At 54.7% G+C, this 15,324-nt stretch carries 12 protein-coding genes and 1 tRNA gene; 4 read left to right on the forward strand and 9 right to left on the reverse strand.

Features of this window, described 5'->3' with window-relative positions; all coding sequences use genetic code 11:
* Positions 1-231: 231 nt before the first annotated feature.
* Complete coding sequence (locus tag Pla100_RS02475; protein ID WP_146576069.1) at positions 232-981, reverse strand: SDR family NAD(P)-dependent oxidoreductase; 750 nt, start codon at positions 979-981, stop codon at positions 232-234.
* A 497-nt stretch (positions 982-1,478) separates the two neighbouring features.
* On the opposite strand from Pla100_RS02475, the gene Pla100_RS02480 reads away from it, so the two are divergent.
* Positions 1,479-1,820: a hypothetical protein gene (locus Pla100_RS02480; RefSeq protein WP_146576070.1), complete on the forward strand. Its 342-nt coding sequence runs from the start codon at positions 1,479-1,481 to the stop codon at positions 1,818-1,820.
* On the opposite strand, the gene Pla100_RS02485 is transcribed toward Pla100_RS02480, so the two are convergent.
* On the reverse strand, positions 1,817-2,737 hold the full coding sequence (locus tag Pla100_RS02485) for a cytochrome c (protein WP_231602593.1): 921 nt from the start codon (positions 2,735-2,737) through the stop codon (positions 1,817-1,819). The two genes, Pla100_RS02480 and Pla100_RS02485, sit on opposite strands and share 4 nt — an antisense overlap.
* Positions 2,738-2,934: 197 nt before the next feature.
* Positions 2,935-5,145: an ATP-dependent DNA helicase RecG gene (gene recG / locus Pla100_RS02490; protein ID WP_231602594.1), complete on the reverse strand. Its 2,211-nt coding sequence runs from the start codon at positions 5,143-5,145 to the stop codon at positions 2,935-2,937.
* Positions 5,146-5,271: 126 nt separating this feature from the next.
* Here recG and Pla100_RS02495 point away from each other — a divergent pair.
* Both Pla100_RS02495 and Pla100_RS02500 read left to right on the forward strand, forming a co-directional pair.
* Positions 5,272-5,357, forward strand: a tRNA-Leu gene (locus Pla100_RS02495).
* A 229-nt stretch (positions 5,358-5,586) separates the two neighbouring features.
* Positions 5,587-7,851, forward strand: a complete 2,265-nt coding sequence (locus Pla100_RS02500; RefSeq protein ID WP_146576071.1) for a lectin-like protein — start codon at positions 5,587-5,589, stop codon at positions 7,849-7,851.
* Positions 7,852-7,926: 75 nt separating this feature from the next.
* Here the strand turns inward: Pla100_RS02500 and Pla100_RS02505 are convergent, their stop codons facing one another.
* Positions 7,927-8,646: a S8/S53 family peptidase gene (locus Pla100_RS02505; protein WP_146576072.1), complete on the reverse strand. Its 720-nt coding sequence runs from the start codon at positions 8,644-8,646 to the stop codon at positions 7,927-7,929.
* A 1,204-nt stretch (positions 8,647-9,850) separates the two neighbouring features.
* Here Pla100_RS02505 and Pla100_RS02510 point away from each other — a divergent pair.
* The gene (locus Pla100_RS02510) at positions 9,851-10,378 is read left to right on the forward strand and encodes a hypothetical protein (RefSeq protein WP_146576073.1); all 528 of its coding nucleotides are present in this window, start codon (positions 9,851-9,853) and stop codon (positions 10,376-10,378) included.
* Positions 10,379-10,457: 79 nt separating this feature from the next.
* On the opposite strand, the gene Pla100_RS02515 is transcribed toward Pla100_RS02510, so the two are convergent.
* The 5 genes from Pla100_RS02515 to Pla100_RS02535 are packed head-to-tail and all read right to left on the reverse strand — an operon-like array spanning position 10,458 to position 15,224.
* Entirely contained in the window at positions 10,458-10,892 is a 435-nt protein-coding gene (locus Pla100_RS02515; protein ID WP_146576074.1) for a response regulator, read from the reverse strand.
* Complete coding sequence (locus Pla100_RS02520) at positions 10,889-12,364, reverse strand: protein kinase domain-containing protein (RefSeq protein WP_146576075.1); 1,476 nt, start codon at positions 12,362-12,364, stop codon at positions 10,889-10,891. The genes Pla100_RS02515 and Pla100_RS02520 overlap by 4 nt, the downstream gene beginning before the upstream one ends.
* Before the next feature lie 57 nt (positions 12,365-12,421).
* On the reverse strand, positions 12,422-13,666 hold the full coding sequence (locus tag Pla100_RS02525; RefSeq protein WP_146576076.1) for a sensor histidine kinase: 1,245 nt from the start codon (positions 13,664-13,666) through the stop codon (positions 12,422-12,424).
* A complete protein-coding gene (locus tag Pla100_RS02530) occupies positions 13,663-14,340 on the reverse strand; it encodes a hypothetical protein (protein ID WP_146576077.1) in 678 nt (225 codons plus the stop codon). The genes Pla100_RS02525 and Pla100_RS02530 overlap by 4 nt, the downstream gene beginning before the upstream one ends.
* Positions 14,337-15,224 carry a hypothetical protein gene (locus Pla100_RS02535; protein ID WP_146576078.1) on the reverse strand — a complete coding sequence of 296 codons (888 nt, stop codon included), beginning with the start codon at positions 15,222-15,224 and terminating at the stop codon, positions 14,337-14,339. Before Pla100_RS02535 ends, Pla100_RS02530 begins: the two co-directional genes overlap by 4 nt.
* Between the last annotated feature and the right edge of the window lie 100 nt (positions 15,225-15,324).

The raw sequence follows: 15,324 nt of genomic DNA on the forward strand, positions 1-15,324 counted from the left end.
TCGTCAATATTTAAAAATGGGTTGGCTTAAAACGTGGCACGGTGGTCCCCACCGTGATTCTCGAAACGTGGCACGGTGGTCCCCACCGTGATTCTCGAAACGTGGCACGGTGGTCCCCACCGTGATTCTCGAAACGTGGCACGGTGGTCCCCACCGTGATTCTCGACGGAGGACCGTCGAGCCACGTTGTTGACACCCTAACGTCAAATGTGGTTGAAGCACTAGAAGAATTCATCGCGTGGCGGACTTGATTGAACTGAGTCCTCCGTCGACGGCGATGTCTTGGCCGGTGATCCAGCTCTGTTCAGGTGAGAGTAACCAGGCGATCAGGGAAGCGATGTCGCCCGGCTCGCCGAGACGCCCCAGCGGGTGCATCGCGCGGCTGGCTTCGGCTGAACGTTCATTTTTCCAGACACGAGCGGTTAACTCCGTTTGCACAAGCCCCGGAGCGACCGTGTTGATCCGGACACCTCCGGCACCATAGGTGGCTGCGGCCGCTCGCGCCATTGCGACCACGCCCGCTTTGGCGGCGGCGATCGCTTCGTGGCTGGTCAGTCCGATCGCGGCTCCGCCGCTGGACATCAACACCAACGAACCACCGCCGTTCTTTTTCAAGCGGGGAGCGATCGTTCGAACCACACCGAACGCGGTCACCAGGTTTTGATTGATGACGTCAAGAAGCTCTTCCTTGCTCGTCAGGTGAGCGGGCTTAAGCAATATCGAACCGGCCAAGTTCGCCGCGCCGTCGAGGTTGCCGAACTGTTCGATGGCTTGATCGGCGATCTCGGCGAGACGATCCCAGTCGGTGGCATCACCGGCTGCGTAGGGTTGTCCCAACTCTTCGGCCAACGCGGAAAGTTTTTCTTCGTTGCGACCGACCATCATCACGCGGTTGCCCGCAGCGGTTAGACGTCGGCACAAATCGGAACCAATCCCTCCGGCGGCTCCGACGATGATGTAAGCAGATTGATGATCGGACATGTCATTCACAAATAGAGTAAGAGCCTATCCGAAAAGGGGTCTGACCCTCTCCGGCTATACCAGAAAAGCAACGATTATCGAATCGCGTCAAAGGGTCAGCCCCCTTTTCGAATAGGCTGTCGAAGTAATCGATGTAAGTCAGGGTATCGCGTCGGCAACTACCCATCGTCCGCATTGATCGGGTTGTTCGGTTTCTTATGTCTGTTTCCTTTCCGACACTCCGACGCGGTTGTGCGACGTCACTGATGAACGATTATTTTCATCGTCCACCGTGTCGATAAGAATCTTTATCACCGGCTCATTCAACCGAGATGGCTGCGGCTCCAAGCTGACGCGGCGATCTCAAACGCGGCTGATCTCGCGAAAATCAAACCCTCCCCTAAGCCGATTTTCGCACGGCATGTTCTGGCACCCACACCAGTCAGACATGCCGGATCAGTACCGCGGCCTCTCAAAGGCGCAAACGAATCACCACGACCTTTTCAAAGAGAACACCCATGGCAAAGAAAGACACCTTTCGGGTCGTCGCACGTGGCAGCGACGGTTCGTTGCAAATCCGTGACTATCTAACGATCGATCCCTTGACCGAAAGTCACGAACAAATCGGCATTGACGATTGCAGCACCGATTTAGCCTTGCGCGGGTTGCCTGTTTTTCGCGGATTAATCGGTCCGATGCCCGAGGGCAAGAACATCGTGCGATACGAAACGCCTGAAGTGTTTGAGATGCTCACCAAGGAGTGGGGCGTGACCAAACCGAAGAAGCGTCGTCGACGAACGACCGCCGCCGCCGATGCTGAAAATCAAGACAGCGAAAACTCGGAGCAGCAGGTCGCCTAGCGATATTGTTCGTGGCAGTCGCTACAGCTTTGTGTGATCGCGCCCACGGCGGTGCGAACGGCCTCGAAGTCTTGCCGTTCGATCGCCGCAACGACCGAGCGGGAAGCTTTGGTCATCGCTCCACTAAGCATCGCGTAATCTTCGTCTTCGGCGTCGTCCATGCCTTCTTGGACAAGGATGACGCCGAGGACCGATAATAACTCGGCCAAACGCTTGACCGAATCGACGTTCTCTTGAGCCGTTGCTGCGTCTCGTGATTGGTCACTGATCCGATTGAGTAGCTCTTCGGCGTATTGCATCAGTGGTCCGCGGTCGGCGATCATTTCCCAATCGTTGGGTTCTTCACTCGCTTTGGCGGCCGTTAATCCGGAACCCGAAACGAGGTCTTGCAAATCCGCCTTGCGAAGTTGTGCTTCGTTGTACACCGGAGTCGAACCTGCGGCGCACGCCAGTGCTGTTTTGGCCGTTAAATCTCGCGCCGTTTTCGCTTCCGATTTCCACCGCACATCGCCGGAATATTCACTGATCACGGCAAACAAGGACGCCAGGACGCTCAAATGTAGGCGAGCATCCTGATATCCACCGCCGTTGAACGCGCCTGGGGTGGTGATCGACGAGTCGTATTTCAACTTGACGCGTTTGATTTCGTCCTCCAGCGAGATCGGCGAAATCAACTTATTCCATCCGCCACCGCTGTCACCGGACTCATCTTCGTTCGCCGTCGACGCATTGGCGGACACCGTTGCGGCATCCGCTTGGCGAAGTTTCGACAGTGTCGGTCGTTCGCCGCGGAACGCACTCGACAAATCGGAAAAAAAGATCCGAGAGGTGACCGCGTTATTGAACTCGGGCGGCTGGGCTCGCTGAGATTGAGCAATCGCGTCGGTTTGGGAACCCAGCATAGTCAGCAGGAACATCGACGCGACCAGCTGCGACGTTGGTATTGTATGGTTACGGCGTAGCCGCCTCGCAAGTGAATTCAAAATCATGGCCACATTCTCTGTTTTCATCATCAGCCCGGTCGACACGTCATCCCGAAGACGCATTGATTATATCCGCACCCGACACCGGTGTTGATGGCGGTTGGCCAATTAAACTGAAATTGAGACTGCTGCTACGCCCCATCCCCCAAATCAAGCCGTTCGCCATAGCGGCGTAGGACTTGTTCTTTGAGCATGGCCAATTCGGGAGCGTCCATTATCGGGTCCTCGTCGATCAGTTCCTGGGCCATTTCACGAGCGACCTTCAACACTTCCACATCACGGCTCAAGTCAGCGATGCGTAGAGGCGGCAATCCGCTTTGTTTTTGTCCTAACAAATCACCCGGCCCGCGCAATCGGAAGTCCGCTTCGGCGAGTTCGAAACCGTCCGACGTTTGTTCAAACACTTTCAATCGTTCGCTATCTTCCGGTGATCGCTCGCCATCGGTGAACACGCACACGTGGCCGGCGTGCACGCCGCGAGAAACTCGGCCGCGTAATTGGTGCAACTGGGCTAATCCGAACCGGTTCCCGCCCAATATGGTCATCACGGTCGCGTTGGCCACGTCCACTCCGACTTCGATCACCGTCGTCGTGACGAGAATATCGATCTCGCCTTCGGCAAATCGGTCCATGACCGCCTGCTTTGCTTCCGGTTTCATCCGGCCGTGCAGAAGCTCGACCCGCAGTTCTGGGAATACTTCATGGCTCAATTGCTCGTATACGCGGTTGACCGACGTCACGTCTTCGACATCCTCCGGTGCAGTTTCAGGTGTTTCGGATTCGTCACCGACCCGCGGCGCTACGACGTAGACTTGTCGGCCTTCGGCCACCCGTTGTCGAATGAACTCCCACCAACGGTTTTTCCAGCCGTCGCTAGCCAGGTACGTGTGAACCTCACCGCGACCGGAAGGTTTTTCACGCAGCGTGCTCAAGTCCACATCGCCGAACTGCGTCATCGCGACGCTTCGTGGGATCGGTGTCGCCGACATCACGAGATAGTGTGGGTCGATGCCGCCGAGTCGCAATCGCACTCGTTGCTTGACGCCGAACTTGTGTTGTTCGTCGATCACGCACAGCCCTAGCGAATGAAATTCGATATCGAATATCAATGCTTGAGTGCCGACGATCAGATTAATTTCGCCCGAGGCGATCGAGCGAAGTGTTTCACGTCGCTGCGACGCCGAAAGCGAACCGCATAACAATCCGACCTTCACTTGGCTGTCCGCGAGAATCGTCGTCAAGGTTCGAAAATGCTGTCGCGCCAGCACTTCAGTGGGCACCATGATGGTCGCTTGGTGACCGCAGGCGACCGCCATCATCATTGCGAAGATCGCCACGACGGTCTTGCCACTTCCTACGTCCCCTTGAAGCAATCGATTCATGGGAAATTGTCGCTGCATTTCCGAAGCGACCGTTTCAATGACTCGCAACTGATCGCCGGTCAACTCGAACGGGAAACGCCGCAGAATGCGTTGCTTGATTTGAGGACTGCATGTCATCGGCGGTGCCCGCAATCGCCCCGTCAGCGTTTGACGGCGCATGGCCAATGCCAATTGCATGACAAACAATTCTTGAAAGACCAACCGCATCTTCGCGGCATTCAAAGTCTGCTCGGATGCCGGGCAATGAATGCTTCGCAGTGTTTGTGAAATCGACGGAAGTATGTCCCCGATATCCATCCCCGCATTCTTCAAGGCGTCAGCGATTGCGATGCGCAGGGGTTCGGGCATCACCTCTTTGACCTGGTCGGCCACTTCGTTACAGACCGTTCGCGTCAGTTGGCGTAGTTCGTATTCCTTGACGCCTTCGGTCAGTGGGTAGACCGGTAAAATCTCACCTTGGTGTTCATGAGCCGAGGCGAACTCTTCGTCGTCGAGTATTTCGTACTTGGGGTGGGTGAATTCCCAACGCAGCCCCGCCAATTTGGGAGCGCCGCTGAGCCGCACCGCCACACCGAATTTCAGCTGATCGGCGCGAAACGGCTGATTGAAAAACAGAAGCCTCACGGCCCCAGACTCATTCTCGACGATCGCCCCGAAAACCGATTTCCCGGGCGAGCGAGAGGCCAATTCACATTCGGTGATGCGGCCGATCAAGGTCGCCGGTTGCCCTTCGCGAAGCTCGTCGACGCGGGTCGGCGGCGGAGGGAATTGATGGTCCCGAGGGAAAAAAAACAGTACATCTTGCGTTTTTCGCAGCCCTAAACGGGCGAACCGGTCTGCGCGAGACCATCCGATCCCCGGCATCGCTTTGAGTGTCGTCGACAACGTCACCCGCGGTTCATCGGCTGCGGAATCCGCCGCCAAAGGGAGCTCAGATGATTGGGGACTTGGGTCGGACAAGGCTACATTCAACGATAAGAGGCCGGGAATCAAACTCAATATAGCGTTTCGAGGCCCAGATCATCAGAAGGCATCGGGAACGTCTTGTGGGCGTTCGGGTCAGCGGATATTCTTGTGCCTTGCCTCGCGGATGTGGCGGAATTGGCAGACGCGCTAGACTCAGGATCTAGTGCCCGTTTTAGGGCGTGGAGGTTCGAATCCTCTCATCCGTATTTCTTTAACGCGGAATCGTGCTCACCCGCGATTGCAAATCCAGTTCTTGATGGAGCGACCTTCCCAACGGTAAAAAAAGCAATCTTGGGTCGCGTTCGCTGTCCGTTCGACGCAAGTAGTCAAAGCATTCGGGAATTGGGTGCGGCAACGACGTGCATCCAACCATGGCAGCTCAGATTCTGCGGTGAACCGTATATCCGGCAATAAATGCTAAATATCCGGCAATAAATGCTTATTGTCGCTGAGCAAATCAACGACGACGGAGTCCAGATGAGCGAACATCTCACCGAAACGAATGATTCATTTGATTCGTACCACAGGTTGCTTGGGATTTCTCCGCAAGAACAGCCCCCATCGTCTTATCGGTTGCTCGGCATCGATCTGTTCGAGAGTGATCGCGAGGTGATTGACGCCGCCGCCAACAGGCAGTCGGTATATCTGAAGGGATGTTGTTGCGGCGAACACGCGGCATTTGCTGAGCAATTGCTAAATGAAGTCGCGGTGGCGCGACTTCGGTTATTGAACCCCGCTTCCAAACAAAGATACGACAGTGAACTTCGCGCCGCCCTTTCACAGTCGGGACGGGAGTCCTTAGAACTCGTTCCGAACCAATCCCTGCCTGCCCTGCCAGTTAAGCCGACAGCACCCGCCGTCCGCGTCCGCTCTCGAAGCCAGAAGAATCATTCGGGTGTCCTGAAACTGATGCTCGGGATCTTTGTTCCCAGTATTTTAAGCCTATTGGGGGCATGGAAGTTTGGATTAACCGACACAGGGGGTGTGCAGAGAGGCGTGTCGCAAGCCAATCTGCCGACGCCTAACAGATCGGAATTGTCTTCCGCTTCCGAACAACCTGAAATCACGCCCCAAGCCGCGCCGAACCCGCCGTTCATTACCAAGCTCAAACCAGATTCGCGGCCTACCGGTTCCATTTCAGAGCCTGGTTCCCAGACGATGCCCGCCTCCGTGAACGCCCCAGTCCAGGATACAGGCGGTTCTCGGTTTTTCGATATCAAGTCCGAGCCGGAGCCTCGCACAGCCTCCGATTCCGATCCCGGTACTAAGACGTCTTCGGAAGTGAAAGAGCGTCTCGAGTCGTTTCGGGCAATGGCCCAGGATGCATATGAATCCGGCCAACGTCACGGTAATTTGCCGACAAGCGACCACTATCGCGGCGCACGCATAGCGGTGCCAGAGAACGAACTCGAAGACGCTCGTGTAAAGGTCCAGAAAACATTGGCAACTGAGATTCGCGAGGCACAATCACCGCACGACAAACAACACTTCGCAACCCGTTGCTACGAGCTCGCCCTCGAATCGGAACCACCGGCAGACAAGTACGTGCTATTGCAACTTGCGAAAGATTCGTTTGTTGATGCTGGCGACTTCAACGGAGCCATGCTCACCATGGATACCATGGAATCGAGATTTGAGACGGATCCATTCGATGACCGCGTGGCCACGCTGATAAAACTCGTCCCGAAGATGTACCGACCATCGGATCAGGTCTCCGCCGCAGACCGTGCTGACGCGTTGATCGCAACAGCGATCCAACAAGATCGCTACAAAGCCGCGATCGAGCTGGCAGCCAGCGGTAAGAAGATTGCAATGGAATTTCGCAATATCTCCATGTCCAATAAATTTCAAATGTTATCGGACAGAGCGACCTTATTGCAAAATGCACAACCGACCGTACAGGCCGCTCGTGATCGTTTACAAAGCGAACCCGACAACGCCAAGGCAATCGAATATCTCGGTCGGTACCTGTGCTTCGGCAAGTCGGATTGGACCGCAGGTCTTCCGCTCCTGCAGCGAGCTGAAAATGCTATCCTCGCGGGGCTGGCGAGATCGGAATTGCAAAATCCTCAATCGACACTCGCCTTCAATGAACTCGGGAACCTATGGTGGGAGCTAGCTTCGATATCGAAGAGCGACGAGGTGCTGGCTCGAGAGAGTCAGCGGCGAGCTGTGCATTGGTATCGGCAAGCTACCGCGAGCGGACTGAAGGGTTTACCTAAGGCCGCCGCAGAATCCCGCCTCGCTCGATTCGAATCGGAACACGCCGGTGAGATCGCCGCGCAGAACTCGCCCAACGTCGACAACCGCGAGCCCACGCCGCCCCGTGGTGTGCCTCGCGAAGCCATCTATTTCAACGGCAACTGGTATCTCTTTTCTCAAAAAATGGTCAAATTTGCCGAGGCTGTTGCGTTCGCGACGCAGGCGGGTGGCCGATTGGTCGTTGTCCGCAGCCAAGCCGAAAATGATTTTCTAGTTGAACACATCAAAGGCCGGCTTTGGCTAGGCATGATGCTCAAAGACGGCACTTGGTACGACTCATTAGGCGAAAAACAATACTTCTTTCTTTGGGATAAACAGAATCAGCAACCTGACGGCCGCACGAACGAAGTATTCGCTGCGATTTTCTGGCGTACTAATTTCTGGCACGATTATGCAGAGGACTCGCTATATTTCGCGGTCGAATGGGGAAAAGAATGACGCGTCAATCACGAAGTCGATCATGTTAAAGATTCGACCCACAACCTTCAGACGATGTAATTACTGATCGCAAAATCATTTCGTCCAATGGCCATCAGCCCCTTTGGTTCGCGAGCCTCTATTCCATCCACCTTCCCATGCCCACAGAAAGTGATCAGGCAACAATTGATGAATCACATTGTTTTTTGCGTCCGCCCGGATGGTAACTGAGTAACTGTTCCGGTCGATCTCTTGCAGTGTGTAATCGACCTCGCCATTGGGATTAAGCTTGACCCAGCTTCCATCGGGTAGTTTCTTGAAAACGATCCCGTTTTCGGACTCGAATTGCAACCTGCGCATTGCGCTGGCCTCTTCGGCTTTGCCCGCGTCCATGCTCATGGCCTCGCTGTTCACTTTAACTATCATTTCAGCCGGTTTTGATGGTTCTTGTTTCTTGATCTGTTGCTCAAGTTGTTTTTCAATCGCTTCAAGCTGATTGTTAGTGCGGAAAAAGTCTCGCGCCTCTTCGTCAGCGGAGTCGATTTTCAGAATTTGAAGATACGCGTCACTGGCGTATTTCAAGTCCTTGCTTGCGACTGCGTTTTTAGCGAGCGGATGGATTTCAAGGATTGCTTTTTGTCGGGCCAGTTTGATAGCGGTGTCGACTGCGGTTTGCCAAAAGGCGAGCGTTTCATTTTTCTCTTTGATCACATTCTCCATTCGTTGAAGTGCCTCTTCAATCGCAGTTGCGGGCTGTTGAGCGATTGTTGACACCGGGCAAAAGATCACGATTAGAAATAATAGCATGCGGGTCATGATTTCTATTCTGCATAAAAAATGGAACGTGCCTGTATGATGATTGCCAGGAGTTTAACGTCCGTCATTCGCTCGCGAAACGTGTTTCTTCCGCTAATACTGCCGCGTGATATCGCCCAAAAAAGGTGTCCGGGTGTGCCGGGTTAAACCGGTTTTGGATGGAGAATGAAAGGCCTTACGTGCGGAATCTTCGGGGATAGGGAATCTTCGGGGACAGAGTCTTCCGCCGAACAGGTTGACTTGTCAACCTGTTCGGCGAAACCTGAGGTGGCCTGGGTTACGGGGGCAACGCGAATGTTGAAGTTGAAGTGGTGAATGGTGTCACCCGACGCTGCTCTCGTTTTCTTGCAGTAGGAAAACGCTTGCTCCCCCGGGGCAAGCTCGGCGGTGGCAGATCCTCCGAGACAATGATTAGGTAGCTATCAATTGCGATCCCACCGGGACAGGCCCGGCGGAAATACGAAGAACGATGACCGACTCGCAACCCTGCTTCCACCGGGCTCGTCCCGGTGGAGCTAACAGTTGACGGCTACTCACCCGCTGCCGATATTCCCCTGGATCTCCGCTCCGGACTTGCGGGCTGTTATTTAGTCCTCATCGAAACCCGAAGCGTTAGGGCTTGGTGACTTAATCGTAACCCGAAGCGTGAGCGATGGATTCAGCGCTGTTAAGGCCTCTGTATGTATCCCTCGCTGACGCAGCGGGTTACGATTCGTTCTGGATCAGTGGATCAGTGGATCAGGGAACCAGTGGATCAGGGGACAGAGCATTTTTTCGCTGACCGATTCCGAGGATGACGTCACCAGCGACATTTAAGGTGGGGTTTCGCCGTGGTCAGATACGGGATTCAAGGGGTAGCCACGCTGCCGTTTCTTTTTTCGCGAGCGGTACAGCCGCTCGTTCCCTTGTCGGACGAAACGGTGAATGGCACCATCCTTAATTTAGGGAGCCCGAAGGACAACTCGGGCGACGCACACTACGTGCGACGCGGCTGTTTCGGCTGGAGGCCGCCACGCTCAAATTTTTCGGGCTTGACACCCGGCTGATGTCCAACTAATTCTGGATTTCAGGTCTTTTGATTCAGCGCGATTTTTTTCGGTTGTCGTGCAGCCGGTCGTGTTGATTCCCCCTTCGGCCTTGCGATAGTTTCGACTATCGGTTCACCCAGTGACTCCGTTCACCCAGTGACGAAGGATGATTGAACATGCCTGATCCCAACGAAAAACGATCCGCTCTGGATCGCTTCCTAAGCGGACTGTCCGAGTACATCTTCCAAACCAAGCTTGGCATCGTCGATGTCCAACTCGTGAACTACGTCAGCGAGTTGTTGCTGCGTTTCAATCGAGTCGATGCGATCCAGCGCGTCCGCCGACCGGACGGGCAACCGGCCACGGAAGTTTTTCAAATGCTCTGCGAAGCCGAGCGTCGGATCGGCACGGCGCGGCGCGAGGTCCATCGCCACATCGGCGACGTCACATTGTTCTGGTCAGGTATGTTTCCCGAGAGCGTCCGTGGCAATCGTCCCGGATCGCCGGATCGCTTGCTTGATTATTTCCAGCACGGAAAACGTTCCTACAAAATTGCTTCGACGATCGAAGGCGAAGACGATCGGCCACCATGCGAACTTCTCGATCGGTTGAGCGAACAGTTTGAACTGTGTGCCTATGGCCTCCGCGAGATTCGCCGCGAATGGGAAGAATCCGAACCCGGCGAGCATCTGCTGATTTCTTAAGGCATGACGTCCACGTAGCCTGGGTCAATGTAGGCTGGGTCGTAGCCGCTTCGGCGAAGACCCGGCACGTAGCTGTATCTTAAATTGAAATCGGTAACATGCTTGTTTCAAACCAATAGTCGCAAATGCTGTTGACGGTTTTCTGGAAATCGTCGAAGTCGACCGGTTTGACGATGAAGGAGTTGCAACCCATGGCGTAGGAGTACAGCACATCGGTTTGTGCCCGTGAAGTCGTCAACACCACGACCGGCAAATGCTTGAGCTGTTCACGTTGGCTTATTTCCATCAAGACGGCCCGCCCGTCCATGATCGGCATGTTCAGGTCCAGCAAGATTAGGTCAGGTGTGATCGCGTTCGCGAATGAACCGACCTTCATCAGATAGTCCAGGCAAAGCTGCCCGTTGGGAACGTGATGAATTTCGACGTCGTGATGAGAACGAATGAAACCCTGGCGAGCAAGTTCGACGTCATCCATGTCGTCTTCGACGAGAAGAATATGTGAGGTTCGTTTCATCGAAAATCCTCTTCGGAAGGGTTGCGTCGCGAATGCCGACTCAGTGTGACAAAGATAATGCGTTCGAGCAGGTGAGGTGTGAGATCATTCTTGCAGGCGAAATCATCCGCGCCGGCGGCGATGCAGGCTTTTCCTACCGTCGCGTCTTCTTGACCGGTCAATACGATCACGGGGACCTTCGGGAAACGTTTGCGGATACTCGTAACGGTCTGGACTCCTTGACTATCGGGCAGTTGCAGGTCCAGCAACACCAAATCAAGCTTGTGCACATCCCGATCAGCGGCAATCGCGTCACAGAGTTTATTGAATGCAACTACGTTCACGGCTTTGTTGCCACGCTGCAGCATTTCAACGGTCAGCACCAGATCATCTTGGTCGTCTTCCACGATCATCACATCGATACAGCTTTTCGGCGCGGTGCCGGGGCGATCGGATATAAGTGCCTGTAGGGCCTCTTTCACTTCCGTCATCGACATGTAACGGTCTTCGGGACGATAGGCGAACATCTTTTCACACACCGATCGAACTTTTGCCGGTGCAACCGACTCGGGCAATGGCTTCAATCCAACACCTCGAATCAAGTTGACAACTTTGTCGCGCATCTTCCGACCGGTCACTCGGCTTGTCCCGGTCAGCAAGTAAAACCAAGTCGCTCCGAGCCCGTAGATGTCTGATTGAATGCTCGCCGACTCCAGCGATCTCGCTTGCTCGGGCGCCATGAAATCCGCCGTTCCGCAGAGCATCTCGTATTGGGTTCGAAACCGAGGGTGCGATTGGGTCGAGTCGTCGATTTCGGTGAACCCGTCTTCGGTTTCTTCGGTGAGAACGGCTAGTCCCAAATCGGTAATCTTAATTCGCCCCGCGTCGAGCATCAGGTTGCCTGGTTTGACATCGCGATGGATCAGGCCTCGTTGATGTGCATGTTCCAATCCTGACGCCGCGTCGACCATATACGAGATCGTTTCCTGCCAATCCAAGGGTCCCTGCCGGGTGACTCGTTGATGTAAGTCAGGACCGGAAAGTTCCTCCATGACAATGAAGAGAGTGTCGCCTTGCTCACCGACTTCATAGGCGATCACGACATTCGGATGTGCTAAACGTTGTACCAACTCCATCTCGCGACGGAATCGTGACGACGACCGAACGTGTTTGATGATCTTCAACGCGACGTAAGCCGAGGGATCGATCAACGAACGAGCACGAAAAATCTGCCCCGCCCCGCCTTCACCTAAAAGTGACTCGAGTTGGAAGTTACCAACCCTCAAGCCGATCATGTCAATTCCGCCGCTCGATCCGTCTAACGAGAAATCTTCGTTCTCAAAGAAATGCGATAACTCTTGGTGAATCCGTTCGAGCTGCCGGGCCGTGAACTCGTTGGTCTGTCGGAGTCGTTCGACGATCGAAGTGAAACCCGGAAGCGTTCTTGCACTTTGATTGGAGGTTTTCGATGAAGAATCAATCAACTCCGACACGACTAACTCGCTCCAATAATTGTTAGTGGGTGCGTTCGCACCGTTCCGCTCTGCCGCCTAATTTACCACTTCGGAGGGGGCTGGTGTGAAATTTGGTTTGAAAAGTATTGGCATACAGATCCAAAATCGTGAACCTCCTTGTGGATTGGGCTCCACGTGGATCGTCCACCCGTGGCGTTTGACGATCCGCCGACAGACGGCCAATCCGATTCCGGTTCCTTCGAATTCCTCGCGGGAATGCAGACGACGAAATATTTCGAATATCTGCTGGTGGTACTTTTCATCGATCCCGATTCCATTGTCTTCGATGCACACCCGCCGTTCATTCGCCGTCGAATCCGACCAAATGCGGATGACCGGCTTCCCGTGATTATATTTCAGCGCGTTGCCGATCAGATTGGTTAACAACTGCGAAACCTGAAACGCGTCTCCGTAGACGTCGGGCAAACTCGCGATCGACAATTCGGCTTGACGTTCTTGAATCACAGCGTCAAGCAACTCGACCGCATCCATGACCGCCGCATCGAGGGACACGGTCTCAAATTCACTCGCGCGAGATTCAACTCTTGAGTAGGCGAGCAAATCGTTGATCATCGCTTGCATCCGCTTGACGCCCGAAACGATTCGCCGAATGTAATCGTTAGCTCGATCGTCAAGATTCACTGCGTAATCTTTTTGCAGAAACTGCGCAAAACCGGCGATCGCTCTCAGCGGAGTTTGCAAATCGTGCGAAGCGACGTAGGCGAACTGCTGTAGTTCGACGTTGCTCTCTTTCAACGCTTCGTTAACTCGCTTCAACTCACGATCGGCGTTGACTTGATCGGTGATGTCAACATGCACGCCGGTCATACGGATCGGTGGTCCATCATGGCTAAAAACGCCTTTGCCTTGGGCCAAGATCCAGCGATAACTCTCGTCCCGGCATCGCAGCCGAAAAATCGATTTGTAATCTTGCATGCGACGTGCAAAGTAATCGGCCACCGTCGCGAGCGCTTGGTCATGGTCGTCCGGGTGCAATCGCGACTCCCATTCCTCGAACGTGCACCAAGGCACTTCCGGCGGATAACCCAACTGGGCTTTAAAAGAATCAGAATAGAAGACTTCGGAGGTCGCCGGATTCCAATCCCACATTCCGATATTGCCGCCCGTCAGGGCGAGTTCCAGGCGATCACGAGCGATCTCCAATTCGGACCGAAGATGGCGATGTTCGTCCATCGAGTTTGTGTCGTGGTCGGCCAATTCGAAGTCTCGGCGATTCAGGTCAGGGACGGGTGCCGGAGCGAACGCGATGCCGTTGCTCAATGCAATTCAACATAACGCATCGGCGAGCCGGGTTCTTGCAACAGACGGTGATGATTGGCTCGAACTTGATGTCGGGCGAGCGGCAGCCAATCGCCGACGGCGTCGGGAAGCGGTGCCAAGCCGACTCGTTTCATGACTTGGTTCAGCCGAAACAGCAAGGTTGAGTCGCACGCGTAGTCGTATAAAAATCGAGTTTCAGCGAAGCGGCCGAGCGTCGAGGAGATTTGGCTCGATGGTTTGCCACTGATTTGGTTGACGACTCGCTCGATTTCGGTCGTCGGAACTTCAGCAAACAGATCGTAGTAACGAGCAACCAATTTTGGCGTTTCCGCCAAATAGTTCGCGTCGAGCAACATCTCGATCAAGATGTGCCCGACGAAGGTCGGGCGAAAACCGGCGTCGCCGGGCAAAAGGTCTCGCAACGCAACAGCGAACTCGAGGTTCATCCGCACGAACGTCTCGCCGCCATGAAACCATCGGTCGTCTCGGATGTGTGCCAAGATGCCTGCCGCTACGTCGCGGGTGATCGAATCTTCCGATTGTAGAAACGGAGTCGCCACTCGGCCACGAACGCGAATCTTGCGGTCAATCACCGATAAGAAATCCGGCACGCCGGTGCAGACGGCAACGACGGGTTGATCGAGATACGGTAGTGCATGGCAAAAAAAATTCATGGGGCCAAACGACCAGCGTTCGGTTCCATCGGAGTTCCGTCGGCACCAAGCGTCAATCCGGTGATCCAGTCGGACATGGACCATCTTAAGTCATCGTGGTTCTTCGAGATCGCGTGATTCAAGCGCGAAGCCAATCGCTCGTTCTCTTTTCGCATCCAAACTTTGCCGATCGTATGCTCGGCCAGGTCGCCGATTTCCTCCGCCACATCACCACCGATCTTGCTGATTCGTTCGACCTCAAATCGCTCGATCTTCAACGCGGCTTGCTCGATGTCGGCGTTCAATTGCATAGCCGGAGGGACTTCGGACCAATCTGGTTGGACGGCTAGGGTCAGTATGGTAGTGAGCGATAGAGTCATCTTGCCGCTTATCTCAATACTGTAGAGCTGAAAGCCCAGGTTCCATCGTTCCACGCGGACTGAAAAATCAGCCGGCGTGCGAGCAGCGGCTTCGATCCGCCACCTGTGAAGGTCTGGCGTGACGGAACGAATCTCGACGGATTCGTCGATCGTTTCGTTTGCCATGGTCGGCTTCGCGAGGTGAGGGAGATTGATCCGGTACTGGACCCATCGACCGTGCCGAAGTTCCTTCTTTCGTCGGTTCGTTTTCAGCTTCCAGCCGTCGCGGCGGACTCGCACCCCCGCCCAGACTTCTTTGGTGTTGCCCCAGTCATCGTCACCGGTAATCGTAGGTGGTATATGGCGGATCATCTGGTTTGCCAGCCACTGAAACGATTGCCGGGCTTGGACGGGCGAGATCGAGGCCGTTTGAAGGGGAGTTTCCTGGGCCTTTGTTTCGTTAATCGTCACAACGGATAACAACACCGACAGGACGGCCCACGTCAGCAGAGTCGAAAATCGTTTGGTCGGGGAGTCAAGTTTCATGCCGGGATCATAGGCGAACGGGCGGGGGGGATGTCGAGGTCGTTTCGGTACAGCCGCTGGCGTCCTGGTCGTTTCGGCTCGGTCAGGTACATTAGACGCG

The sequence above is a fragment of the Neorhodopirellula pilleata genome (assembly GCF_007859915.1).
GTDB classification, from domain to species: Bacteria; Planctomycetota; Planctomycetia; order Pirellulales; family Pirellulaceae; genus Rhodopirellula; species Rhodopirellula pilleata.